The sequence below is a fragment of the Chryseobacterium turcicum genome (genome assembly GCF_021010565.1).
Lineage (GTDB): Bacteria > Bacteroidota > Bacteroidia > Flavobacteriales > Weeksellaceae > Chryseobacterium > Chryseobacterium turcicum.
This window is the reverse complement of record NZ_JAJNAY010000001.1, coordinates 3,193,820-3,218,197: the sequence shown is the minus strand read 5'-3', so window position 1 is coordinate 3,218,197 and position 24,378 is coordinate 3,193,820. Positions and strand designations below refer to the sequence as shown.

The following is a 24,378-nucleotide window of genomic DNA, read 5'->3' as shown; positions in this document are numbered from 1 at the left end:
TGATAAACAAATATGATTTTATTCTATAAAACTATCAAACTCATAAAGGTCACCAGAACCATTTTTGCATTCTCGGAAAAACTGTTTTGGAATACCATTTTTAAAATTAATTTTTGATGACACTCTTCGGTCACAGTCATTATTCTTGTTTTTAAATATCAATATTCCATGTCTAAATTTTTGTGGCAAATCTGACATCATTATTACACTGTATTCCCCAATATATTGATTAAGATTGTTGAAAATTAAAATGCGATTAGTTGCTCTTCGTGATAATCCCCAAAGCCAAGTAGAATTCATAATTTTATAAATGCCTTTTTTTGAAACGACATTTCCTAAATAAGTTAAATGAGTTTCTGTCCCACCTTTTTCATTCCATTTTCCATAAATGTATTTTTTGCCAATGTTTGATTTTTGTAAAGTTTTTAATCGGATGTTGTCATCATTTATCTGAGCAAATAGAAATTGAGGAATTATAATTACAAAAAAGAAAAAAAATATTCTTTTTATTGAGCTTAAGTTAAATTTAGTCATTTTCTATAATTCTTTTAAAATGATTTTTGTGGTCTGTAAGATATTCTTTCGGAAAATGTATCCAACCTTGCATGTACTCACAATCAATATTTATTAAAGTTTTTTTGATGATTTTATGGTCTTTTACCAAATGTAATTCATATCCAAATCCGCAAGGCATCACTTCAGATTTATATTTAAAAATCCATTGTTTTTGCATTTTTTTTAAAGTTTCAGAATCATCAATGTAAAATTTTTTAAAATCATCAATAATTTCACCTTCAATTTGATAGACTTCCAATTTATATTTGCCGGAATTCAAATCATAATCTTCGAAAAAGGAAATAGGCTTTGTCAATTTTTCCTTACAATGAGAAAGTATTGTAAGTGAGAATATAGCGATTAAAATTTTTAAGGTCAATTTCATTTAAATAAAAATAAGTAAAAACTTTTTTAAATATAAAATTACTTTCCCTAATAAACAATTATTCTGACAAATGAGATTTAAAAGTTCTTTGAAACCAATTAAAATCTATATTTTTGTAAGACTTAACACTTATTAAAAAAATATTAAAATACTATGGCGTCTGGTTTTTTTGCGATTTTAGATGATATCGCTGCTTTAATGGATGATGTTGCTGTAACAAGTAAAATTGCAACCCAAAAAACAGCAGGTATCTTAGGCGATGATTTGGCGGTAAACGCAGAAAAAGCCACAGGTTTCCTTTCTTCAAGGGAAATTCCTGTATTGATGAAAATTATGAAAGGTTCATTCATCAATAAACTGATTATTGTTCCTTTTGTTTTCCTGCTCGAATGGCTGTATTCGCCTGCCATTAAAATCATTTTGATTATTGGTGGGTTTTATTTAGCTTATGAAGGAGTTGAAAAAATTGTAGAATTTTTATTTCATAGAGATAAAAAAGGACACGAAGTAATCGAAGAAGCCCAGGATGTTGAAGAAGACGGTGAGGCGCTAGAAAAAGCTAAAGTGAAATCTGCAGTTACGACTGATTTTATTTTGTCTCTTGAGATTGTTATTATCGCATTGGCTGCTGCAAAAGACGGTTACGATGCTTTAAAATCACAGTTTGATCCTTTCCTTGTGGAAGTTGTTACTGTTTCCATCGTTTCAATTATTGCAACTGTAGGGGTTTATGGTATTGTAGCATTAATCGTAAGAATGGATGATGCAGGATTTAAATTAATTAAAAAAAGTAATGATAAAGGCTTCTTTGGTACATTAGGACATCTGCTTGTGAAAGCACTTCCTATCGTTATAAAAGCGCTTGGAATCATTGGAACAATCGCATTAATCTTGGTTGCAGGTGGAATTTTTGATCATAATATCGACTTTCTTCATCATTCACTGCCAACTTGGAATGAAGTGGTAAAACAAGTTCTGTTTGGTGTAGCAGGTGGGTTAATTGCCTTGTTTTTAATTACTGGCGGAAAGAAAATCTATTCGTTAGCGACAAAGAAATAATTGATAATTCTTAATAGAAAATCCTGCTTCAGTTTTCTGGAGCAGGATTTTTATTTTTAATAGATGGCTTTAAAATTTAATTTCCTCAAGCCATTTTTTGATTTCTGCAAAACTTTGTGTCGCATCTTCTATCCAAGGGAAATGACCGGATTTTTCGATGAAAACCAATTTAGAATTGGGTAATATTTTGTGAAGCTGTTCAGCAAATTCGGGTGAGTTATTGGTATCTGCTTTTCCATTGAGAATCAAAGTTTTTGTTTTAATCTGCGAGAATTTTTTCTGCTGATGATAATAATATTCTAGCATTTTTTCAGCTTGAGGCATTTGTCCATCCACTAGTTTTCTTCTTCCGGCTTTTGAAATTTCTTTCATAATCGGAATTACTTTTTTCGAAGATTCTTCATCATAACACCACCATTTCATCGGAGCTTCAGATAAATCTCTTCCATCGGGAGCTTTTTCGGTTTTGTGAATGTACATATAATCCCAGTCTTTTACGACTTGTGAAAACCATTTAGATTCTTTTATTCTTTTGTTTTCCGATTCTTTTTTTCGGTTGTAACCCTCTTCCGGAGAGGCAACTAAAGAAGTTCCGGTTAAAATCATTCCTTCCACATGATTAGGATATTCTAAACTATAAAGCATCGCAATTCCGCTTTGGTCAGAATGTGCAAAAAACCAGATTTTATCGATATTAAGTTTTTTTCTTAATTCATCAATTTCTAAAACACTTTTTTCAAGACTGTAATCTTCTACTTTTTTTGGTGCAGTAGATTTTCCTGTCCCGCGCAAATCATAGTAAACCATTGTGAATTGTTTTTCTAATGGCTGTAATGTTAATTCATATCCGATTTTTCCTGAATTAGGATGTCCCACAAATAGTACAGGACCATTTCCTTTGATGGTATAATTGATACTGATCCCGTCAATTTTTTCTGTGAAATTTCCGTTTTTAAGCTGTTGAGCCTGTGTGAAAATTATATAAAGTGTATTGAAAGCGAGTAATACTTTATGTTTAAAATTCATATTATTAAAAATAAAATCCTTTCAAATGTATCTAAATAAAATGAATAATGCTTGTTCACAATTTCTCATATTTTATAACTTTTTGTATTTCTTTGCTAAGTTTACGCCCTTGTATAACTTTAAAACAGTCAAATTTTAATATTCTTTGTTTGCCTTTGCGTTAAATTATGAAATAGTAGTGAAAACGGATATACATAAAATGAATTAATTTTTATTGTGTATTTGAGAATGAACAGAAGAATAATTTACCTTTATAATCAATTTTAAATATTTACTTTTGCAAAAATTGAATCCTCAGTCACAGGGTTTGATTTCAACTAATTATGGGTAGAAATTTATCAATTGATGTTTTAAAAATCATACTGGCATTTTTTGTCGTGTTTCTGCATATGAATTTTTTGAAAGAAACATACCCGATGGTAAGTTATATGCTGGTGAATGGGCTTTTTAGAATAGCTGTTCCCGTTTTTTTAGTCATTACCGGGTTTTATTTCTTTCATATCGATAATGCGAAAAAGCTAAAAAAATGGCTTTTCAGAACCTTTTTATTGTATGCAATCTGGATGCTGATTTATATTTCTTATTGGAAAGATAATGATGAGATTTGGATGACCATTATTTTTGGTTACCATCATTTATGGTACTTGATAGGAACTTTTTTTTCAGGACTATTCCTTTATTTTCTCAGAAATCAAGATTCAAGATTACTGATTGTTTTAGCGCTGGTTTTATTCTCGCTGGGCTATGTCGTTCAGGTTTTAGGAAATCTTCATTATTTTGAAGGGGATAAAGATTCAGTATTAAATATGTATTTGTACTACCGAAACTTCCTTTTTGTGTGTTTTCCTTTTTTAACAATCGGATTTTTAATTAATAAACACAAAATTGATATTTCAAAATATAAAAATTCGTCTCTCCTGGTGATTTTTTCTCTATTGTGCGTAGTTGCAGAAGCTTTTTTGAATTATAAATATATAAGCAGCGAAAGTACAGACATCTTATTTTCTTTGATTTTTGTAAGCCCAATGCTGTTTTTATACTGCCAGAAAATCTATATTAAAACCACGTCGAAAATTTTGGCTAGTTTTTCTACTGCAATTTATGTCGTACATCCACTAATTATGAAATCTGATTTTTATAAAGAAATTCAGTCTTTTAAAATTCTTATTTTTCTAGCGATTTTAATTCCGGTAAGCTTTGCTTTGGTGTATCTTAACAAGAAGTTGAAGTATTTACTTTAAATTTTTATCCTAACCAATCATCAAAGAAATATTTTATATGTAAACGATTGCATTAAGCAATGAAAGAATCAATAATTTTCTTGTCAATGGAATGGTTTCGGTTTAAATTTAAGGAAATAATGAAAATTAGGGATTGTAATAATTTTAATATCATTATTTACAAAGGAAGCTTAAAGCATAGTTTTAAAAATGATTAAATAAAAAAAGGACAACGATATTATCGTTGTCCTTCTATAAATACATTAATTCATTTCATAATTAATAATAACCAGTCTCAAAATAAAATGCACCAAATCTTGTTCTGCATCTCTTCTGCTGATAAGTTTGTTTTTATAATCATAAGATTTGAAAACTTTTAATAATCTTTGATATATTTCAAACTCTTCACCTTTTATTCTGATTTTTATATGCCCGTCTCTTCTTTTGATAATCTGATCATCTAGAGTTCTTACTCTAAATAAAACGTCACACAATATAGGTTTTACACCACTATATCTTTCCACTATATTTACTTTGAAAGTATCAAAAGTAATGGCATGGAAGATTAGTTTAGGTTGTGAATCTGGTGTGCGTAGTTCAAGCTTGTAGTTCATTAGGAGATTTTTACCATATTCCCTTTTTAGGAATATATCAAATTAAATATTGATGTAAATTTAAAAAATAAAAGAGACTTTAAAAAGCCTCTTTTTAATTTTTTTTTAGTTGAATAAATCTTTTACTTTATCAAAGAAGGTTTTTTCTTTTCCAGAAGGCTCAGCCAACATTTCTCCGCTGCTCATTTGTTTCTCGAAAAAGTCTTTTTGCTCTTTTGTAAGTCTTTGTGGAGTCCATACATTGATGTGGATAAACATATCACCTTTGCCGTAGCTATCGATACTTGGCAATCCTTTTCCTGCTAATCTTAAGATTTTTCCAGATTGTGTGCCTGCATCAATAGTAATTTTTACTTTTCCACCCACGGTAGGAATTTCTTTTTTAGCTCCCAAAGCAGCTTCCGCAAAAGAAATGTATAATTCCTGATGTAGGTTATCACCTTCTCTTTTGATGGTAGTATCTACTTCTTCTTCTACAATTACCAAAAGGTCTCCCGGAATACCGCCAAATGGCGCATCGTTTCCTTTTCCTCTTACATTTAGCTGGATGCCGTCTCTTGCTCCAGCAGGAATGTTGATGGTAATTTCTTCTTCATCTTTTATTAAACCTTGTGCATTGGCTCCAGCAGGAATTTTATCGGCAACTTTACCGATTCCCTGGCAGGTTCCACAAGTGGTTTGCGTTTGCATTTGCCCAAACATCGTATTCATCACCTTCATTTGCACTCCGGAACCGTTACATGTAGGACATGTTTTTGAAGTGGCACCTTCTGCCATCTTCATTTTTTTTACTTTAAGAGTCTTTTGGGTTCCGTTTACCATCTCTTCAAGATTCAGCTTGATTCTGATTCTTAAATTAGAACCTTTCACCTGCTGACGACCACCGCCACCGCCGCCGCCGCCAAATCCTCCGAAACCGCCACCACCGAAGATATCGCCAAACTGGCTGAAAATATCTTCCATGTTCATACCGCCTCCGAAGCCTCCGCCTCCAAAACCACCGGCACCACCTACTCCGGCATGCCCGTATTGGTCGTAGCGCGCTTTTTTGTTGTCGTCGCTTAAAACTTCGTAAGCTTCTGCAGCTTCTTTAAATTTTTCTTCGGCAGCTTTATCACCCGGATTTTTATCTGGGTGAAATTTGATAGCCATTTTTCTATATGCTTTCTTTATTTCGTCGGTACTTGCAGATTTGCTTACCTCAAGAACCTCGTAATAATCTCTTTTTGACATCTTTTTATATGAGTAATTAGTAATGTGTAATCAGTAATATTCAAAATTGTTTATTATCGATTGCTCATTGCTTATGTTTTAGTATCCTGTTACAACTTTTGCAAAACGAATTACTTTATCACCTAAAGTATATCCTGTTTCGATAACGTCTACAATTTTACCTTTTAATTCTTCTGAAGGTGCTGGAATCTGTGTAATAGCTTCGTGAAAATCAACATTAAAGTTGTCTCCCGCTCTTACTTCCATTACTTTTAATCCTTTTTCTGTTAGTTTATTTTTAAACTTGTTGTAAATTAATTCAACACCTTGAAGGTCGGCTTCGTTACCGTTTTTAGCAATTTCTTTTAATGCTCTTTCAAAATCATCTAAAACACCCAACATAGAAACCATCATTTCCTGGTTTGCATAGGTGAAAAATTCCATTTTTTCTTTAGATGTTCTTTTTTTATAGTTTTCAAACTCAGCGTACAGTCTGATGTAACGGTCTTTTTCTACTGCCAAAAGTTCTTCTGCGGTAGGTATTTCTGTCACATTTTCTTCAACTGTTTCTTCAGTCTGCGTGATATTTTCTTCCTGATTATTGATGTTTTCTTCGTTGATATCCTGATTTTCCATATTTCAATAACTTTTTACAGAGTTGATTCACAAACATTCTGCCAAAGAAAAAAGAATGACATTTAGGCAGTTTTTGTGGGTTATTATTTATTCAATCTTTGATTATTTGTCAAAATAGAGTAGTTTTTCTCTTTTGGAAGGGGTGTAAATCGTATAAATTTCAAAAAAATATTTTGAATTTATTAACTGTAATCTATTTTTATGCCCACAATTTACTAGCCCCGATTGTAGTGAAAATCCTTTTTTGAAAAAAAAAGATTGCAACGGAAAGCGGGAATAGCTCCTAAAAAAATGAGTGCTTTAGTGATGAATTGTAAATCAATTTTAGGGCTAATTTTTCTTGCCTTTTCGTAAAATTCATAATTTACTGTTATAATTATTCTCCAAAAAAGGTTTGATACAAAAGATACAGATTCAGAATAATAATTACGATAGAGATAATCCAGACGCAGATTTTCAGGAATGGTTTGTTCACAAATTCACCCATTTTTGCTTTGTCGTTGGTGAAAATGACCAAAGGAACTACCGCAAAACTAAGCTGCATTGATAAGATAACCTGACTTAAAACCAAAAGGTCTGTCGTGCCTTTTTCTCCATAGATAATGGTTACAATTAATGCGGGAATTACGGCAATTAATCGGGTAATTAATCTTCTCAGCCATGGCTTTAATCTGATATTTAAGAAGCCTTCCATTACAATTTGCCCGGCAAGTGTTCCCGTTAATGTAGAGTTTTGCCCGGAAGCTAAAAGCGCAATCGCAAAAGCAATACTTGCCATGGATGCTCCCAAAATAGGGGTTAACATTTTATAAGCATCATGAATATCGGCTACATGTTCGTTTCCTGTGGTATGAAAAGTTGCAGCGGCTAAAATTAAGATGGCGGCATTAATGAAAAATGCCAAGAGTAGGGAGACGGTACTGTCTAAAGTTGCAAATTTTATCGCCTCTTTTTTCCCTTCTCGGTCTCTGGTGTAATCACGGGTTTGCACAATGCTGCTGTGAAGATATAGGTTGTGAGGCATTACCGTTGCTCCGAGAATTCCTATTCCGATATATAGCATTGCGGGATTGGTGATGATTTCTTTTTGAGGGATTAAACCTCCTAAAATTGCATTGATTTCAGGTTTTGAAATGATAATTTCATAGCCAAAACAAACGAGAATAATAAACATTAATCCTGCAACAATACTTTCTATCCAACGGAAACCTTTTGCCTGAAGCATTAAAATAATTAATACATCAATCGTGGTAATCACGATTCCCCAAGTCAATGGAATGCCAAAAAGTAAATTTAAAGCAATTGCTGAACCGATAACTTCCGCCAAATCACAGGCGGCAATGGCGATTTCACAAAATACCCAAAGAATAAAGTTGGTCGTTGGTTTAAAATGGTCTCTACAAGCCTGAGCTAAATCTCTTTCGGCAACCACTCCTAATTTTACCGACAAATGCTGTAAAACCATTGCGAAAATATTAGAAATAAGAATTACCGAAAGTAGGGTGTAGCCAAATTGTGACCCACCCGCAATATCGGTTGCCCAGTTTCCGGGGTCCATATATCCGACGGCGACCATTAATCCGGGACCGGCAAAGGCAAGATACTTCCTCCAAAAACCTGATTTTTTAGGAATGGAAATCGATGAAAATACTTCAGGTAATGAATGTGAGGTTTTTTCTTTTCGCCAAGCGTTTTTCATATTGAAGTCTATTATTGTTAGAAAAGACTAACAAATTTAATTAAATAAATGAAATGGGAGTGTATTTCTCATGAAAAAATCCCAGAAAATATTTTCCGGGATTAATTTTATATTTTTAAAAACGATTATTTTGCAAATCTTACAGACATTTTTCTGTCAACTGCTCTTTCTTCGTTAGAAGCTGATGCGTCAACTTTTGCGAACTCACTTCCGTATCCGTCAGCAGCAATAACTTGTGCTCCTACACCTTGTTTTCCTAACCAATCTTTGATGAAATGGGCTCTGTCTGATGAAAGCTTTTTATTTTTAGCCTCGTCACCAGTTTTATCCGTATAACCACCAATTTTGATTTTTGCCTCAGGATATGCTTTTAAAATCGCTACCAGGTTTTGTAGTTGTCCTTCAGAACCAGCTTCCAAAGCATTTGCGCTATTAATTTTAAAATTTACATGGTCAAAATCATACCATTTGGTTTTCAGGGCATCATCGTTTGCGGCATTTTTATAGCCATCAGATTTCAGGAAAGTAATCATCTGGTCTTCTAGTCCTCCTTTGTAACCTTTCAGCATTGTTCCATTTAAATCGATATCTTCATCAACTTTAGTCATGGTCATTGTAGTGGTATCTTTTGGTGTCGACATAGTATCGTTTACAGTATTTAAGCTGTCACCAGAAACGGTGGTTGTAGTGGTTGTCTCTTTTTTCTCACACTGTTTCCATAAAAAATATCCCGCTGCAATTAAAAGTAACAATGGAAGAAGCCATTTCCAGATAGACCCCCCTTCGGAAGGAGTAGGATTGTTTGGGAAAGTACCGCCATCAGCAACGCTTCGGGTAACTTCTACTTTTGGTTCGTCATGTGGAGGGTTGGGGATAGCATCGTTATCAAATTTATACCCTTTAGCCCAATCGCCAATATTTAATGATGCTAAAGAAAGTCCTGCTGGTAAAAGCGTAGAAACTATTCCTTTCTGGTCATTTAATAAAGATGAAATTCCTGATTTGTCTAAATTATTATCTGCAGCATATTTTCCTACAGAACCTAATGTGGCTCCAGTTGCTAAATTGAGTAGCGAGGATGAAGAATTGTTGCTGATTCCTGCATAGGTAGCAATGGTGTTGATAATTCCGCTGAGCTTATCACCAAAAATTGATGTTAGCAACCCCGAAATCATAGAATTGTTAGACGCTGGGTCTAATAAGCTCCCTAAATTCCCTTGCGAAGATGCGTTGGAAATAGAATCCAATACCGCAGGATTGTCAGAATTGTTGGCTAATCCGCCTACAATCACCGGAAGTAAACCAGAAATGGCTTTAGAAATTCCGGCTTCACTTTCTCCAAGTTGCGATGCAGCCTGAGAAACAAGTGCAGAACCTAGCTGCCCCTTGATGAGATCAATGATGTTTAATGACATATTAAATTATTTTGAAATTAATGTGAGTTAAATTTAAACAAAAATCTATCCAAATCGTAATTTTCAAAAAAAATCTGCAAAGATTCTTAGAATTTTTGCAGATTTAATAATTATAGTGTTGAATTTTAGTAAGCTTTCGCAAATAAAACTCTTCTTTTTGATGGCTTCCCAGAGATTAAAGAAACACCCTCTTCGATGTCATCATCCAAAGGAATACATCTGATGGTTGCTTTTGTTTCTTGTTTAATTTGCTCTTCTTCTTCAGCAGTTCCATCCCAATGAGCGTAGATGAATCCTTGTTTTTCTTCTAAAACTTTTTTAAACTCTTCGTAAGAATCTACTTTCGTAAAATTGTCTTTTCTGAAATTTAAAGCTTTAGTATATAAATCTTGCTGAATGGTTTTCAATAAATCTTCGATGTAAGTATCTAAGCCTTCCAAAGGACGGGTTTCTTTTGTAAGATTATCTCTTCTTGCGATTTCTACAGATCCATTTTCCAAATCTCTAGGTCCCATTGCAATTCTTAAAGGAACACCCTTCAATTCGTATTCTGCAAATTTCCAACCTGGCTTGTTTTGAGTATCATTGTCAAATTTTACCGAAATTCCTTTCAGCTTTAATTTGTTTTGAATGTCTAATGCAACTTCACTGATTTGATTTAATTGCTCTTCACCTTTAAAGATAGGAACAATAACCACCTGAATCGGAGCCAATGTTGGAGGAAGTACCAAACCTAAATCATCAGAATGCGTCATAATTAAAGCGCCCATTAATCGTGTTGAAGTACCCCAAGAAGTTGCCCAAGCGTGTTCTATCTTACCTTCTTTATTCGTGAATTTTACGTCAAATGCTTTCGCAAAGTTCTGACCCAAAAAGTGAGAAGTTCCAGCCTGAAGTGCTTTTCCGTCTTGCATTAATGCTTCAATACAATAGGTTTCATCTGCACCTGCAAATCTTTCTGAAGGTGTTTTTAAACCTTGTACCACCGGCATTGCCATAAAGTTTTCTGCAAAATCGGCATATACTTTATTCATTTTTTCAGCTTCTTCTACCGCTTCATCTTTTGTAGCATGAGCAGTGTGCCCTTCTTGCCACAAAAATTCTGAAGTTCTTAAGAATAAACGGGTTCTCATTTCCCAACGTACAACATTTGCCCATTGATTGATAAGAATTGGTAAATCTCTGTATGACTGAATCCAGCCCTTATAAGTATTCCAGATAATAGCTTCAGAAGTTGGTCTTACGATAAGCTCTTCTTCTAATTTAGCTTCCGGGTCTACAATTAGTTTTCCTGGGTTATCTGGGTCGTTTTTTAGTCTGTAATGCGTTACAACTGCACATTCTTTAGCAAAACCTTCAGCGTTTTTTTCTTCAGCTTCAAACAAGCTTTTGGGTACAAAAAGCGGAAAGTAAGCATTAACGTGACCAGTTTCTTTGAACTTTCTGTCCATCTCATCACGCATTTTTTCCCAGATAGCATATCCGTATGGTTTTATAACCATAGAGCCTCTTACTCCTGAGTTTTCAGCCAAATCAGCTTTCACAACCAATTCATTATACCATTTGCTGTAATCTTCGCTTCTTGAAGTTAATTTTGCCATTAATTTTTTTTTAATATTTTAACTTTTCTAAAATTATGTAATCTAAAAATAAAAATCTATTTTTGATAGATTTTTGTTACCAATAAGTTGGTATATTTTTGGTACAGAATGCAAATATAATTTAAATTAAAAATTTTTACATTATCATGAAAAGAAATATACATAAAAATTTACTTGCAATGCTAAAATCAAAAGGGATTTTGGCTGTTGCAAGTGGATTGTTGTTAATGTCTTGTGGAGCACAGATGGGTGGATATAGCGAGACCGATGGGGTGTATTATGACCCAAATAAAGATACATTGCCGGAGGGTGTCATCATCAATGGTAATGAAGGAAACAGAGTAGGAGACTATTATGATTATTATCAAGATGATACTAATCTAATTCAAAACGCTGAAATGAATGCCGCTCAACAAAATAATCGTTACAGCAACTGGAATAATTCTAATTGGGGCAGCAATGCTACCGATTCTGATTGGGGTAATTTTGCAGGTAGCGAACTCAACTACTACGATAACTCGTGGGGGATGATGGGTTGGGGCTCACCTTGGGGCTGGGGCGGAGGCTTCGGTTCTTATTGGGGTTCTGGCTGGGGCATGAGCATGTCTTTCGGTTGGGGTAACTCTTGGGGCTGGGGCGGCTACAATCCTTATTGGGGAATGGGCTGGAATAATTACTGGGGGTACAACCCTTACTGGGGATACAATCCTTATTGGGGCTGGAGCAGTTACAGCAGAGTTCCTTATGCAAGAAGTGGAGCAAACGGAAGATTTGGAACTTACGGAACAGGAGCTTTTAGAACGAATAATTCTATTTTAAAAGGTTCTTATAATAACGGTTCTGGCTTCAGAAACAATACCTCAGGAATGAGACCTGGTTCTTCTTACAGACCTTCGAATAATGGAGGATATAGAGATAATAATAGCAATAACAACGGAGGTTTTCGTAATCAGGGAGGTTACCGTAATCCTAATAGTGGGATGAGACCTAATATGAATAACGGTGTAAGACCTACAAGACCAAATTACAACAACAATCAGCAACAACAATCTCAGCCAAGATATAGAAATGAAAGTACGAGACCGAGTGATAACGGAGGTTTCAGATCAGGAGGTTTTAATTCTGGTAGCAGCAGTGGCGGCTTCAGAGGTGGTTCTTCCGGAGGCGGAGGTGGTATGAGATCCGGCGGAGGCGGCGGTTTCAGATCAGGTGGTAGATAATGTTAAACTTAATAACTATTAAAAAAATAATGTTAAAAAAATCTCTAGTATTAATGGGTGTGACTGCAGCATTCTATTTGCAGGCTCAGGATATATCAGTTATAAGAAATTCGATTGATGTTTATTCAAACACACCAATGGTTGGGTCATCAAAGTTTAATGCAATGGTGGGATCTAACGGAGCTTTAGGCGGTGATGCTACTGCATTGCTTACCAACCCGGCAGGTCTGGGTGTTGCAATTGCGGGTGATGTTTCGGCAACTTTATCGATTACCGATAATAAAAATACAAGTTCTTTAGCAGGATCTTCGATTAATTATAATATTACTAAAGGAAATATTGGAAATGCAAGCGGTGTTGCAGCTTTTCAGTTGATGACAGAGACTCCGTGGAAATTTATCAATTTGGGTGCAAGTATTTCTACTCAATCGATTGAAAACTATGTGGAAACTGGAGGAAATACTAATATTTCAATTCCAAAAAATCTTGTTGATGGCTCAGGAAATGCTGTAGTAGGTAATCTTGCTTATTTAGGGCAAGCTTACAATAGATATGGTACACAAACCAAATTTAATTTGGGAGTAGGTGCCAATTACAACAACTCTTTATATCTTGGGGCAAGTATTAATATGCATTATGTAGATTTAGACCAGTACGACAGTGCCAGTTTTGGGTTAGATTTAGATAAAACAATCTATACGTTTGATAAGCAATACACTCCGTTTTCTGAAAAGTCAAATGGTTTTTCAGCAACAGTAGGGGTTATTGGTAAAATCACCAATCAATTGAGATTGGGAGCTTCCATAGAAACTCCTACTTGGTGGAATATGGATAGAATCTATACAGATTATTATACAGGAACTGATGGATTAATCTATCTTGATCATTTTACTGAAGACAGGTCGTTCAGGTCGCCTATGAAAGCTACTTTTAGTGGTGCATTTGTTCCTACAAAGAATTTTGCAATCAACGTAGACTATACTTTAGGAGTAACAAAGCCTAAATATAAAGTTCAGGGAGATGCAGAAAGAGAACTAAACTCATTCTTTAATGATTCATATAAAAACACATCAGAAATAAAAGTTGGAGCAGAATACAGAATCAAAGCTTTAAGATTGAGAGGAGGTTATTCTTACGCTTCAAGCCCGTTTGATGCAATGACGATTAGTGCTTATTCTAATAACGGTCAAGCTGGAGATGTTAATTACAGTAACTTGATTTTGGGAGCGAGAAACACGATTGGTGCAGGTATAGGATACGATTTCGGTAAATTCTATATTGATGCAGCGTATCAAAATATCAGTTCAAAATATAAAAATCCTTTCTTAAGCGGAAATGAAAGCTTCGGAACAGGATATTATTCAGGAGATTTTGATGTAGCATCACCAAGCTCTGTAGTTTCAGACGTTAAAAATATTAGAAATAATTTCTTTTTAACAGTAGGTTGGAAATTCTAAAAATCAATTTTAAACATAAAAAAGGCTTCGGGAAATTATCTCGAAGCCTTTTTATTAGTCTTATAAATATTCGTGCATTCGTAGCAGAAAGATTTATTTATCTTAAAAACCAAATTTAATGATGATGCCCTACATGAGAATGGTCATGGAATAAATGCATCATTAATGCTAATGAAACTCCAAGAATAACCAAACCTATTTTAGACCAGTCAATGTTGTGGTTTTTATTGCTTTCAAATATAATAACCGAAGATATATGAAGGAAAATTCCACCTACGATAGCCAAAAAATAAGGTTGCCAATCTGGGTTGAAATAATTTCCTAAAAGCATTCCGAAGGGCGATGCTAAAGCAAATAAAGCAACAATTAATATCGAAGGATACGATATTTTTGAATTTGTTCTATTAAATAAAAATGCGCCCAAAATAAATGAAATAGGCAGATTGTGAAATAAAATTCCCAACAGATAAGGCGAAAACGGATTGGTTTCATTCGCCAAAGGAATTCCTTCAATAAAAGCATGAATGAATAGCCCAACCATTAATGCCATTGGAAGAATATTACTTTCTCCGTGATGGTGAAAATGCCCGTGTTCGAAACCTTTCGTTAAAGCTTCAAGAACCATTTGCAGTAAAACTCCGCCAATGACGAAAATCCCAAGATTACCAATGTCTGAAGTGTAAACCTGAGGGAAAACTTCATTTAAACAAATAGTAATTAAAAATCCGGCACTTAAAATCAATAAATTTTTGGAGAATTTTTCTTTCTGACCAAAAAATTTACCAAGCAAAACTCCGGCAACAACACTTAAAATAAGGAGAATGAAAATCATTATTTTTTCTTAAATAAATTGATGCAACGTGGCGAAATATCTTTGTTGAAATCATTCAGCTGATAATCTCCCCAAATTTTCACTCTTTCAAAACTGCTTTCTTCAGCATAGTTTTTAATAGTTTCTAAAGTGTGAAGTTTTACTTTCTCAAAGAAATGATGAGATTTTCCGTCTGCCTCAAATCTTATGTTTTTAATAATATGCCTGTCTTTGATTTCTTTAGATATTTTAAAATCAATTTCTCCTCGGGTAATCGTTGTTTCAGGAACCAAAGTATTTCGTACAAACTCTTCGTTCAGATAATCCAAAACAAAATACCCGTCTTTCTTTAAAGCATTGCAAACCGATTTGAAAACATTTTTATCATCTTCTTCATTATCAAAATATCCGAAACTTGTAAAAAGATTAAAAACCGCGTCTACAGGTGTGTAATCAATAGGGTCTCGCATATCGTGAACATCAAAAATCAGCGTTTGGTTTTCAAACTGTTTATTGTGCTCAATACTTTGACGGGAAAGATCTAATCCCAATACATCGTATCCTAATTTATTAAGAAAAACCGAGTGTCTTCCCTTTCCACAAGCCAAATCAATGATTTTTGCCGATTGAGGAAGCTCTAGCTCAGAGGTAAGCTTAGTAATAAAATTTTCAGCTTCTGTATAATCTCTGTTGCTGTATAATAAGTGATAATAAGGGGTATCAAACCAAGATTCAAACCATTCCATAATGCAAAAATAAGGATTTACTTGTTGGTTTTTGGCTTATAGTTGATAGAAATCATTAATAACTTGAAAACCATCAACCAACAACTATCATCTATCAATCAAAATCACTATTTTTGCAAAATGGATACAGAAAATCTAAAAATTCAGATAAAAACATTCTTCGGTTTAGAACCTATTCTTGCTGAGGAAGTTAGAAAACTAGGGGGTAGAAATGTAGAACTTAAAAATCGTGCAGTAAACTGCGAAGGAGATTTAGGTTTTTTATATAAAATTAATTATTCTGCAAGAACGGCATTGAAAATTTTGGTTCCGATTGATGAGTTTAAAGCTTACAACGAAACAAAATTCTACGAAAAGCTCTTTAAATTTGAGTGGGATGATTTTATGAGTGTCGATCAGACTTTTGCTATCGATTCTACGGTAAATTCTGAAAGATTCAGTCATTCACAGTTTATGACTTTCAAAATGAAAGATGCTATTGTAGATTTCTTTCAAAACAGATATGGCAAAAGACCGAGTATAGAGACTAGATCTCCGGATATTAAGTTTCACCTTCATATCGATAGAGAATTGGTGACTATTTCATTAGATTCTTCTGGTGATGCTTTGTTTAAAAGAGGGTATAGAAGAGAGCAGGGTGAAGCGCCTATTAATGAAGTTTTAGCAAGCGGAATGCTTCAGCTGGCAGGTTGGGACGGAAAGGGAAACTTCCTAGATCCGATGTGTGGTTCTGGAACACTTTTAATTGAAGCGGCGATGATTGCAATGGATCTTCCTGCACAAATTTTCAGAAAAAGATTTGGTTTCCAAAACTGGAAAAACTATGATGAAACTTTATTTAATAAAATAAAAGAATTCAGAATAGAAAGAGTGAGAGAATTTCATGGGAAAATTGTAGGTTACGACATCGACGGAAGAATGCTGGATGCAGCTGATGCCAACATCGCATCTGCAGAAATGGAAGATATCATCGAAGTGAGAAGACAAGATTTCTTCGAATCTAAAAAAGAATTATTTCCTTTGTTGATGGTGTTTAATCCACCGTATGATGAAAGGATTTCTATAAATGATGACGATTTTTACAAGAAAATAGGAGATACTTTCAAAACAAATTATCCTAATACTTTGGCTTGGTTAATTTCTTCAGACCTAGACGCACCAAAGAAAATCGGACTTCGACCTTCAAGAAAAATAAAACTTTTCAACGGAAAATTAGAAACAAGATTTTTGCAGTATGAAATGTATGAAGGAACGAAAAAATTGCATAAATTAGAGAATAAAGAAGACTAAACGATGCCTTTTAATATTTTTGATGGTTTGGATGTGCTCTTAGATTTGTTGAGTTTGGATTTTTCTAAAAATTCATCTTCAAAGTCTCCTGCTGATAAAAAATTTTCAAAAAAATCAAAATACACAACAGAATTATGGAGTGGAAGCTTTCTTGCGATGGCTTCCATTCTTTATTTTATTGTTTTCAAAGACTCTTTACCAAAAGAAAACTACATACAAAGTATGTTGATTTGTATTCTCATTGGTTTTCTTATTTCATTCGTCTTATTTTTCTCACTTTATCATCTTGGGCTTTTTTATTTTAAAAGTCTTTTTAAACTTTTACTGTTCAGTTTTTCGATAATTGTCTTTATCATTTCAATAGTTGTGATTGTTTATTTTAAATCAGGAATACTTTATTAAAAGATATTATTAATTTACATCCACAAAATAGCCAATAAGCTTCCCACAGAAATAAGTATCCACAATAAAACTCCTTGAATTAAAGGTTTTATTCCAACAGCTTTCAAAGCAGTGATGCTCATATTTGAACCAATCAAAAATAAGGTAAGCGTTAACCCTTTTTTAGCTAGAAAAACAATATGCTCAGAAACTGATTCTATAGCTGGAATGTACGAACTTGCCACAATAGCCAGTATAAATAGAAAAATGAAATAAGGGATTTTTATTTTACCCGTTCCGCTTTTTTTATTGATTAATGCAAAGACTAAACTGATAGGAATAATCCATAAGGCACGTTCTAGCTTTATCGTGGTTGCAATTTTTAAAGCTTCATTTCCAAATTTTGAAGAGGCTCCTACAACAGAACTTGTGTCGTGTATCGCAATGGCACACCAAAGACCAAACTGATGCTGATCCATACTTAAAAGATGTCCTAAAACAGGAAACAGAAATAAGGCAATAGAATTGAGGGCGAAAATAGTCGCTAGAGAAACAGAAGTTTCGTTTTCGTCAGCGTTGATAACTGGTGCTATTGCTGCAATGGCACTTCCACCACAGATTGCTGTACCTGCAGAAATAAGCGTGGAGGTGTTTTTTCGTATTTTCAAAAACTTTCCGATAAGAATTCCTGCGGTTAATGTGAAAAAAATAGATGCTATTGTAAAGACTAAGCCTTCTTTCCCAACTTTGAGTGCTTCGTGAATATTCATTCCGAATCCTAAACCTACGACAGAGAACTGTAGCAAAAAACTGGTGAGCTTTCCTTGATATTCTTTGAATGGATGTTGAATGAGTAGCGATACCAAGAATCCTAATATTAAAGCTAAAGGTGCATCCATAAAAGGAAGCAGGCAAATAAATGCAGCGAAAAGAAAAATAAATTTTCTGAGCGGAAGTGAAGCGTTTTTTATCATAACGATGAATTTCTTTTACAAAATTCAGAAAATAAAATTACAATATGTTATGATAATTTGTTATTTGATATTACTTAATGTTATTGTTTAAGAATTGTAAAAATAATTTTGGAATATTTTTTAACGAACCGTGAAGTTCTACAGAATAGAACGAGCGTAGCATTTCTAAATTATCAATATCTAAAATTTTCAGTTTTCCGGCAATGATTTCGTCTGTGATAGAATAAACGGAAACAAAACCAATACAATCCGAGACTTTCAAATATGATTTTATGCTTTCTGTACTTCCAAGATAAGCTTCGGTGTGGATGTCTTTTTTACTGACTCCGATTTGTTTTAAATAGATATTCAAAATATCGAGACTTCCAGAACCTTGTTCCCGAAAAACCCATGGAAATTGTAAAACGTCTTCAATGCTACAACTATTTTTTTCTGCTAAAGGATGATTGGCGCTCACGGTACAAACCAATTCATCTTTTCCAATTTCAGCATATTTTAGTTGAGGCTTTCCTGAAACTCCTTCAATAAATCCGATATCAATTTTTTTCTGAATCAGTAAATTTTCAATTTCTTCAGTATTGTTGTTGAATAAAATAATCTCAATACCTTGATGTTGAGAAGCGAATTTTGCAAGGATTTTTGGAATAATATATTGTGCAATGGTGGTGCTTGCCCCGATTTTAAGCGTTCCTTCGTATTTATTGTTCACCTGATTCATGACGAATTTTCCTTCTTCGTAAAGATTTAGAATTTCCTCGGCAAAAAATGAATATTTTTCTCCTTCTAACGTTAATTTTACGCCTTGTTTGGTTCGTTCAAAAAGCTGAACGCCCAATTCGTCTTCCAAAGTCTTGATGTGTTTGCTCACTGCAGGTTGAGTGATAAACAATGCTTCGGAAGCTTTAGAGAAATTCAGATGTTTTTTTACTTCCAGAAAAACTTTTAGTCGAAAATCGCACATGAATTTTTTTATAAAAGTAACTATTTTTTGTTTTTAACAAACAATTCAATTCTACATTTGCAAACTGTATCACAAAATGGTTAATTTTGAAAAATTTTCAATTTGAAACCTACTATCTCCATCGTTGTTGCTATTTTTAACCGAAAAGACGAACTTTTCGAACTGTTGAATTCTCTCAATTCTCAGACTGATAAAGACTTTGAAGTGATTATTGTTGATGATGGTTCTTTGATTGATTTAAAACCTACCATCCATAATTTTGAAGAAATATTAAATATTAAATATTTCAAAAAAACTAATTCAGGACCTGGATTATCGAGAAATTACGGAGCAAAAAGAGCATCAAATGATTGGTTGGTATTTGTAGACAGCGACGTGATTGTCGAGAAAGATTATATTCAAAATATTAAAAACGATATTCTTACCATTCCTTGTGATGCTTTTGGTGGAGCAGATAAAGCGCATAAAGGTTTTAATCTGATGCAAAAAGCAATTTCGTATTCTATGACTTCTGTTTTTACAACTGGCGGAATTAGAGGAAGTAAAAAAGCGGTTTCAAAATTTCAGCCCAGAAGTTTTAATATGGGTGTGAAAAAAGAGGTTTTTGAAAAAGTGGGTGGTTTTTCGGAGATGAGAATTGGTGAAGACCCAGATTTGTCGATGACACTTTGGGAAAACGGCTTTACCACAGCCTTTTTTGATAGTATTGCAGTGTATCACAAGCGCAGAGTAGATTTTGGGAAATTTTCAAAACAGGTCTACCAGTTTGGTTGCGCAAGACCTATTCTTAACCAAAGACATCCTAATTATGTGAAAATTTCTTTTGCTTTTCCTACATTGTTTATGTTGGGTTATGTTTTAGGATTTATTGAATATTTTATTTTGCAAAAAGGTTTTGTGTTATCGCTTTTCGGATTATACACTTTCATGGTTTTGATTCATGCGACAATAGTTACTAAAAATATTGCAATTGGCGCAATGGCGGTGATTTCAACCTACATTCAAATGTTTTCTTACGGGTATGGTTTCTTAAAATCCTGGATTTTATTAAATGTTTTAAAAATGAAACCTGAAGATGCTTTTCCTAAACATTTTCATAAGATTTAAAGCTTTTAAACGCAAAGGTTCTTTTTTAAAGCGTTGATTTTTAGAAGGCAAAGGCAAATGAATTTGCTACGCGAAGCTTGAAAACATAGCTTCATCTAATCAACTTGTTGATTGCTCTTTGTGCTCCTTAAACTATGAAGAACAATTAATTAAACTTTGCGTGAAATGAAGATTTTTTAAACGCAAAGGTTCTTTTTTCAAAGCGTTAATTTTTAGAAGGCAAAGGCAAATGAATTTGCTACGCGAAGCTTGAAAACATAGCTTCGTCAATCAACTTGTTGATTCCTCTTTGCTCCTTAAATAATCAAGAATATTAATTGAACTTTGCGTTAAAGATTACTTAAAAATAAGTTAATTTAAACACAAAAGCTTTTAACACATTAGTTATTTTAAGTTTAAAGCATAAATTATAGAAGAACACATAAGTTTTGAAAATCTGAGATTTTCTTTTTCTAAGCTTTTTTATAGTATAAAAATATTGCTCAAAATATCTTTTGTGACTTTTGCGGTTTAAATAAAAAAATGACTTATTCCTTTTGTAAAGAATGGCTTCGATAAGCTGAACCTGATAATGTTCAAATATTGAGGTTGATATTAGAGGTGTCACCCTGAGCTTGTTGAAGGGCCTCTGTTAGAAAACCATTTATTAATAGTTGTTCTTTAAAATTGACTAAAAGGATAGGTCAATAAAAAAATAAAAGCTGCCGATAATCGACAGCTTTTATACAATAATTAAAATATGGATGAAGTGATTTCATGGTTTAGAACGCCTGTTTTGAGCATGCATTCTTTCATCTTTTCGTATGTTCGTTCGATATCGTGGTCGAGACCGATTGAGAATCTTATTAATCCGTCAGAAATTCCCATTGCTTCACGTTCCTCTTCAGGGATTTCTGATGAAGTTGAACTTCCTGAGCATGAGAATAGTGTTTTGTAAAAGCCTAAACTTACCGCTAAATAGCCTAAGTTTTCCTGTTGCATCATTTCCATCAGTTCGTTGGCTTTGTCGGTTGTTCCAGCATCTAAAGTTAGTAATCCCCCAAATCCGAATTCTTTATGCATCATGCTTTTCATTAAATCATGATTTTTGTGAGATTTCAAACCTGGATACGAAACTTTCAACCCATCTTCCTCAAATTTTTGAGCAAGATATAAAGCATTGTGACTATGTTGTTTCATTCTGATGTGTAGCGTTCTTAAGTTTTTAAGAATACTTGCAGACCTGAAACTATCCATTGTAGGACCCAAAAGCATACACGCTCCGTTGTTTACATTTTTGGTATCATTAATAAATTCCTGACTTGCGCAATACACTCCACCCACAGTATCGCTGCTTCCGTTGATGAATTTGGTTAAACTGTGGATGACAATATCTGCACCCAAAAGAGTAGGAGAGATGGTAAGTGGAGAAAAAGTGTTATCTACAATAAGTTTTAGATTGTGCTTTTTACAGATTTCAGAAAGCCTTCTCAAATCAGCGACTTCTAAAAGCGGATTGCTTACACTTTCGCAATATATAATCTTTGTGTTTTCGTTAATAGCATTTTCGATAGATTCAAAATTATTGATATCTACAAATGAAGTTTCAATTTGAAAAGGCGGCAGAAAATTTTTCATAAAAGCATACGTTCCGCCGTAGATTGTTCTGCTTGAAATAATATGGTCACCCGATTTGCAAACCTGCATCAAAACAGAAGTAATGGCACCCATTCCTGAAGCAGTTACATTGGCAGCTTCTGTGTTTTCCATTTTTGCCAAAGCCTCAGAAAGGTAAAGGTTCATCGGTGATGAATGTCTTGAGTATAGATAACAACCCTCTGCATTACCTTCAAAAGTATCAAACATTGTTTTTGCTGAAAGAAAAGTATACGTTGAGCTATCAGAAATTGAAGGATTTACGCCTCCGAACTCTCCAAAATACTGAAGATCCTGTATCTCATTGGCTGCATTGAATTGGTCCATATTTTTTTTGTTTTAAAAATGAATAATTCTGATGCATATAACAACTATAATTTAAATATTTAGAAAATAAAACTATAAAATTTAATTTTTATAGAATGTAAGTTGGTTATATTTGTTTTTTTATAATTTTTAATAAAATATAATCTATGACTTTTGATGAAACCGATAAAAAACTGTTGCAATATTTACAAGAAGATTGCAAGCAAACTACCAAAGAGCTGTCTTACAAGCTTGGTCTTTCGGTAACGGCAGTTTATGAGCGCATCAAAAAGCTGGAAAACTCAGGAGTTATTTCTAAATATGTTGCGTTAGTAGACAAAACAAAAATTGATAGAAAGTTTTTGATTTTATGTCATGTGAAATTAACGCAGCACAAAAAAGAATATGTGATGCAGTTTGAAAAAGAAGTGATGAATCTACAGGAAGTCACCGAATGTTTTCATGTAAGCGGCGATTACGACTATATTCTAAAAATCTGTCTAAAAGATATGGATGATTACAGAAATTTTATGTTAACCAAACTCACGACTTTACAGCATATCGCAAGTACACACAGTTCTTTTACAATCTCGGAAGTAAAAAATACGACCAAAATTATTTTGTAGTATATCATCGAATCTGCTTATTAGGTTTTGGGCAGCTTAGAACTTCGTTCGTAAACTTCGATAAAAGCCTTCGCTTTTTTCTCATTTATGCCTTCCGCTCCCAATCTTTTTTGTTGGTTTCGACAAGCTCAACCAACAAAAAAGGATTTCCGCTCAAGTCGGGCTGCAAAGTGGTCCGTATCTTAGGATGTATCTTTAAAATTAAGAACCTGTTTAAGTTGTATTAATTTAAATTCTGCATGATTAGCTTTTGATTTTTTCCAATCAATTTTTATATAATTCTCGCAGATTATACAGATTTAGCAGATTAAAAACAGCAGAAATTAATCTGCTAAATCAGCGAGATAAATTATTTTCATTTAAATAAGCTCTAAACTAAAACTCCATTTTTAGAAGTAATAGCGTCGGGTAAATCTGTTTCGCCAGTCATTTGAAGAAGGTCAATTTCTATGGCTCGGCAAATAGAAAGCATAGGAATATCAAACATCAGTCCTTCGAAAGGATTTTCAGAATAATCACCCACCAATTCCATAATAATATAAATCCAGCCAATGATAATACAAAAAGGGATTGATGCCCAAATTCCCCAGTCACCTAGTTTGGCAAATTCGCTCACCAAACCTAAAGGAAGTAAGGCGATAAAAATAATATTAAAAACAAAAGCTGTACTTGCAAACTGCCTAGGTAAAGGAAATTTCTTAATTCGCTCGGCTTGTCCCTGCAACGTATAAAATTCATTAAGACAATCTTGAAGCTGTATTTGATTAAATTCTGAAATGGCTTCCCTATTTTTCAGTTCATTCACATCTTTCGATTGCTGAGCAATAAGGTAAGTTGCGAAATTTTTATAGTGCGATTGCAGCTCAGCTTCTTCTTCAGATAGATATTTATTAAGAAAAATCGGAGTTCTTCCATAATCCGGAAAACCGGCTTTGATTAATCGGTTTCGTTTGTGGTCTATGTTTTTAAAATGTTCTTGTTCTACTTTTATATGTTCCCATTCGGCAGGAACTAAAAGCTGCTCACGAAAAGCATACAGCCAGGCAATGTGGCGGTGGACAATCTTTTTTTTGCGGTCTTCTAAATCAAATTTTCCCAATTTTTCATTATTGGTATCAAAAGCGTAAATCATTGAGGCAAACGAACGGCTTGAATTGACAATTCCGCCCCATATTTTTCGGGCTTCCCACAATCTATCATATGCCTGATTATTTTTAAAACCAACCAAAAAAGCTTCAGCGGTACCAATCAGTGCAACGGGAACCCAAGGAATAATCATCCAGTCCCAATGGAAAACATGAAAAAGCACGGCAATTAACGTACACCAAATGGAAATCAGAATAACATGAAATCCTGATAAGTTGAGAACCTGTCTGTAATTGACGTATTTTGTTGTAATCATAAATTTTGAATCATCACTAATGATTCATTAAATGTAATAA

23 protein-coding genes are annotated in these 24,378 nt (G+C 33.7%); 8 read left to right on the top strand and 15 right to left on the bottom strand.

The genetic code is table 11. The features are described 5' to 3' along the window. Positions 1–18: 18 nt before the first annotated feature. Together LO744_RS14565 and LO744_RS14560 are read right to left on the bottom strand one after the other, a co-directional pair. Positions 19–534 (bottom strand): hypothetical protein, encoded by a 516-nt coding sequence (locus LO744_RS14565; protein ID WP_230670358.1) that lies wholly within the window; start codon positions 532–534, stop codon positions 19–21. After that, positions 527–940: a hypothetical protein gene (locus LO744_RS14560; protein WP_230670356.1), complete on the bottom strand. Its 414-nt coding sequence runs from the start codon at positions 938–940 to the stop codon at positions 527–529. The genes LO744_RS14565 and LO744_RS14560 overlap by 8 nt, the downstream gene beginning before the upstream one ends. Positions 941–1,093: 153 nt before the next feature. On the opposite strand from LO744_RS14560, the gene LO744_RS14555 reads away from it, so the two are divergent. Further along, the gene (locus LO744_RS14555) at positions 1,094–1,999 is read left to right on the top strand and encodes a DUF808 family protein (RefSeq protein ID WP_230670354.1); all 906 of its coding nucleotides are present in this window, start codon (positions 1,094–1,096) and stop codon (positions 1,997–1,999) included. 69 nt (positions 2,000–2,068) lie between these two features. On the opposite strand, the gene LO744_RS14550 is transcribed toward LO744_RS14555, so the two are convergent. Then, a complete protein-coding gene (locus tag LO744_RS14550) occupies positions 2,069–3,025 on the bottom strand; it encodes an alpha/beta fold hydrolase (RefSeq protein ID WP_230670352.1) in 957 nt (318 codons plus the stop codon). Between the two features lie 323 nt (positions 3,026–3,348). Between LO744_RS14550 and LO744_RS14545 the strand changes: the two genes are divergently transcribed. After that, positions 3,349–4,266 (top strand): acyltransferase family protein, encoded by a 918-nt coding sequence (locus tag LO744_RS14545; protein WP_230670350.1) that lies wholly within the window; start codon positions 3,349–3,351, stop codon positions 4,264–4,266. 242 nt (positions 4,267–4,508) lie between these two features. Here the strand turns inward: LO744_RS14545 and LO744_RS14540 are convergent, their stop codons facing one another. The 6 genes from LO744_RS14540 to proS form a co-directional block, all read right to left on the bottom strand. Then, a complete protein-coding gene (locus LO744_RS14540) occupies positions 4,509–4,859 on the bottom strand; it encodes a prevent-host-death protein (RefSeq protein WP_079464872.1) in 351 nt (116 codons plus the stop codon). Positions 4,860–4,964: 105 nt separating this feature from the next. Further along, positions 4,965–6,092 (bottom strand): molecular chaperone DnaJ, encoded by a 1,128-nt coding sequence (gene dnaJ / locus LO744_RS14535; RefSeq protein ID WP_230670348.1) that lies wholly within the window; start codon positions 6,090–6,092, stop codon positions 4,965–4,967. 78 nt (positions 6,093–6,170) lie between these two features. Next, complete coding sequence (locus LO744_RS14530; protein ID WP_230670346.1) at positions 6,171–6,707, bottom strand: nucleotide exchange factor GrpE; 537 nt, start codon at positions 6,705–6,707, stop codon at positions 6,171–6,173. Positions 6,708–7,083: 376 nt separating this feature from the next. Continuing rightward, complete coding sequence (locus LO744_RS14525) at positions 7,084–8,406, bottom strand: Nramp family divalent metal transporter (protein WP_230670344.1); 1,323 nt, start codon at positions 8,404–8,406, stop codon at positions 7,084–7,086. Between the two features lie 125 nt (positions 8,407–8,531). After that, entirely contained in the window at positions 8,532–9,821 is a 1,290-nt protein-coding gene (locus LO744_RS14520; protein WP_230670342.1) for a DUF937 domain-containing protein, read from the bottom strand. Between the two features lie 125 nt (positions 9,822–9,946). After that, entirely contained in the window at positions 9,947–11,422 is a 1,476-nt protein-coding gene (proS, locus tag LO744_RS14515; protein ID WP_230670340.1) for a proline--tRNA ligase, read from the bottom strand. A gap of 146 nt (positions 11,423–11,568) precedes the next feature. On the opposite strand from proS, the gene LO744_RS20420 reads away from it, so the two are divergent. Together LO744_RS20420 and LO744_RS14505 are read left to right on the top strand one after the other, a co-directional pair. Next, positions 11,569–12,642 carry a prolyl-tRNA synthetase gene (locus LO744_RS20420; protein ID WP_317207260.1) on the top strand — a complete coding sequence of 358 codons (1,074 nt, stop codon included), beginning with the start codon at positions 11,569–11,571 and terminating at the stop codon, positions 12,640–12,642. 29 nt (positions 12,643–12,671) lie between these two features. Continuing rightward, positions 12,672–14,099 carry an OmpP1/FadL family transporter gene (locus LO744_RS14505; RefSeq protein WP_230670338.1) on the top strand — a complete coding sequence of 476 codons (1,428 nt, stop codon included), beginning with the start codon at positions 12,672–12,674 and terminating at the stop codon, positions 14,097–14,099. 115 nt (positions 14,100–14,214) lie between these two features. Here the strand turns inward: LO744_RS14505 and LO744_RS14500 are convergent, their stop codons facing one another. Beyond that, entirely contained in the window at positions 14,215–14,931 is a 717-nt protein-coding gene (locus LO744_RS14500; RefSeq protein WP_230670336.1) for a ZIP family metal transporter, read from the bottom strand. Continuing rightward, on the bottom strand, positions 14,931–15,656 hold the full coding sequence (locus LO744_RS14495) for a class I SAM-dependent methyltransferase (protein WP_230670334.1): 726 nt from the start codon (positions 15,654–15,656) through the stop codon (positions 14,931–14,933). Before LO744_RS14495 ends, LO744_RS14500 begins: the two co-directional genes overlap by 1 nt. A 120-nt stretch (positions 15,657–15,776) precedes the next feature. Between LO744_RS14495 and LO744_RS14490 the strand changes: the two genes are divergently transcribed. Both LO744_RS14490 and LO744_RS14485 read left to right on the top strand, forming a co-directional pair. Then, positions 15,777–16,946, top strand: coding sequence for a THUMP domain-containing class I SAM-dependent RNA methyltransferase (locus LO744_RS14490; RefSeq protein WP_230670332.1), 1,170 nt, complete (start codon positions 15,777–15,779; stop codon positions 16,944–16,946). A 3-nt stretch (positions 16,947–16,949) separates the two neighbouring features. Then, the gene (locus tag LO744_RS14485) at positions 16,950–17,348 is read left to right on the top strand and encodes a branched-chain amino acid ABC transporter substrate-binding protein (protein WP_230670330.1); all 399 of its coding nucleotides are present in this window, start codon (positions 16,950–16,952) and stop codon (positions 17,346–17,348) included. Between the two features lie 14 nt (positions 17,349–17,362). Here the strand turns inward: LO744_RS14485 and LO744_RS14480 are convergent, their stop codons facing one another. After that, positions 17,363–18,301, bottom strand: a complete 939-nt coding sequence (locus LO744_RS14480; protein WP_230670328.1) for a YeiH family protein — start codon at positions 18,299–18,301, stop codon at positions 17,363–17,365. A 70-nt stretch (positions 18,302–18,371) separates the two neighbouring features. Further along, positions 18,372–19,262, bottom strand: a complete 891-nt coding sequence (locus LO744_RS14475) for a LysR family transcriptional regulator (protein ID WP_230670326.1) — start codon at positions 19,260–19,262, stop codon at positions 18,372–18,374. A gap of 102 nt (positions 19,263–19,364) precedes the next feature. On the opposite strand from LO744_RS14475, the gene LO744_RS14470 reads away from it, so the two are divergent. Then, positions 19,365–20,369 carry a glycosyltransferase gene (locus LO744_RS14470; RefSeq protein ID WP_230670324.1) on the top strand — a complete coding sequence of 335 codons (1,005 nt, stop codon included), beginning with the start codon at positions 19,365–19,367 and terminating at the stop codon, positions 20,367–20,369. 732 nt (positions 20,370–21,101) lie between these two features. On the opposite strand, the gene LO744_RS14465 is transcribed toward LO744_RS14470, so the two are convergent. Then, positions 21,102–22,331, bottom strand: a complete 1,230-nt coding sequence (locus LO744_RS14465) for an aminotransferase class I/II-fold pyridoxal phosphate-dependent enzyme (RefSeq protein ID WP_230670322.1) — start codon at positions 22,329–22,331, stop codon at positions 21,102–21,104. Positions 22,332–22,477: 146 nt separating this feature from the next. On the opposite strand from LO744_RS14465, the gene LO744_RS14460 reads away from it, so the two are divergent. Then, a complete protein-coding gene (locus tag LO744_RS14460) occupies positions 22,478–22,936 on the top strand; it encodes an Lrp/AsnC family transcriptional regulator (RefSeq protein ID WP_230670320.1) in 459 nt (152 codons plus the stop codon). Positions 22,937–23,306: 370 nt separating this feature from the next. Here the strand turns inward: LO744_RS14460 and LO744_RS14455 are convergent, their stop codons facing one another. Continuing rightward, positions 23,307–24,338, bottom strand: coding sequence for a bestrophin family protein (locus tag LO744_RS14455; protein WP_230670318.1), 1,032 nt, complete (start codon positions 24,336–24,338; stop codon positions 23,307–23,309). Between the last annotated feature and the right edge of the window lie 40 nt (positions 24,339–24,378).

What these genes read in the sequence shown, in the direction of transcription:
- LO744_RS14460 (WP_230670320.1), top strand. Translation starts at nt 22,478, where the DNA reads ATGACTTTTGATGAAACCGATAAAAAACTGTTGCAATATTTACAAGAA.
- LO744_RS14530 (WP_230670346.1), bottom strand. Translation starts at nt 6,707, where the DNA reads ATGGAAAATCAGGATATCAACGAAGAAAACATCAATAATCAGGAAGAA.
- proS (WP_230670340.1), bottom strand. Translation starts at nt 11,422, where the DNA reads ATGGCAAAATTAACTTCAAGAAGCGAAGATTACAGCAAATGGTATAAT.
- dnaJ (WP_230670348.1), bottom strand. Translation starts at nt 6,092, where the DNA reads ATGTCAAAAAGAGATTATTACGAGGTTCTTGAGGTAAGCAAATCTGCA.
- LO744_RS14455 (WP_230670318.1), bottom strand. Translation starts at nt 24,338, where the DNA reads ATGATTACAACAAAATACGTCAATTACAGACAGGTTCTCAACTTATCA.
- LO744_RS14555 (WP_230670354.1), top strand. Translation starts at nt 1,094, where the DNA reads ATGGCGTCTGGTTTTTTTGCGATTTTAGATGATATCGCTGCTTTAATG.
- LO744_RS14540 (WP_079464872.1), bottom strand. Translation starts at nt 4,859, where the DNA reads ATGAACTACAAGCTTGAACTACGCACACCAGATTCACAACCTAAACTA.
- LO744_RS14495 (WP_230670334.1), bottom strand. Translation starts at nt 15,656, where the DNA reads ATGGAATGGTTTGAATCTTGGTTTGATACCCCTTATTATCACTTATTA.
- LO744_RS20420 (WP_317207260.1), top strand. Translation starts at nt 11,569, where the DNA reads ATGAAAAGAAATATACATAAAAATTTACTTGCAATGCTAAAATCAAAA.
- LO744_RS14480 (WP_230670328.1), bottom strand. Translation starts at nt 18,301, where the DNA reads ATGATAAAAAACGCTTCACTTCCGCTCAGAAAATTTATTTTTCTTTTC.
- LO744_RS14485 (WP_230670330.1), top strand. Translation starts at nt 16,950, where the DNA reads ATGCCTTTTAATATTTTTGATGGTTTGGATGTGCTCTTAGATTTGTTG.
- LO744_RS14465 (WP_230670322.1), bottom strand. Translation starts at nt 22,331, where the DNA reads ATGGACCAATTCAATGCAGCCAATGAGATACAGGATCTTCAGTATTTT.
- LO744_RS14490 (WP_230670332.1), top strand. Translation starts at nt 15,777, where the DNA reads ATGGATACAGAAAATCTAAAAATTCAGATAAAAACATTCTTCGGTTTA.
- LO744_RS14525 (WP_230670344.1), bottom strand. Translation starts at nt 8,406, where the DNA reads ATGAAAAACGCTTGGCGAAAAGAAAAAACCTCACATTCATTACCTGAA.
- LO744_RS14500 (WP_230670336.1), bottom strand. Translation starts at nt 14,931, where the DNA reads ATGATTTTCATTCTCCTTATTTTAAGTGTTGTTGCCGGAGTTTTGCTT.
- LO744_RS14475 (WP_230670326.1), bottom strand. Translation starts at nt 19,262, where the DNA reads ATGTGCGATTTTCGACTAAAAGTTTTTCTGGAAGTAAAAAAACATCTG.
- LO744_RS14545 (WP_230670350.1), top strand. Translation starts at nt 3,349, where the DNA reads ATGGGTAGAAATTTATCAATTGATGTTTTAAAAATCATACTGGCATTT.
- LO744_RS14520 (WP_230670342.1), bottom strand. Translation starts at nt 9,821, where the DNA reads ATGTCATTAAACATCATTGATCTCATCAAGGGGCAGCTAGGTTCTGCA.
- LO744_RS14560 (WP_230670356.1), bottom strand. Translation starts at nt 940, where the DNA reads ATGAAATTGACCTTAAAAATTTTAATCGCTATATTCTCACTTACAATA.
- LO744_RS14550 (WP_230670352.1), bottom strand. Translation starts at nt 3,025, where the DNA reads ATGAATTTTAAACATAAAGTATTACTCGCTTTCAATACACTTTATATA.
- LO744_RS14505 (WP_230670338.1), top strand. Translation starts at nt 12,672, where the DNA reads ATGTTAAAAAAATCTCTAGTATTAATGGGTGTGACTGCAGCATTCTAT.
- LO744_RS14565 (WP_230670358.1), bottom strand. Translation starts at nt 534, where the DNA reads ATGACTAAATTTAACTTAAGCTCAATAAAAAGAATATTTTTTTTCTTT.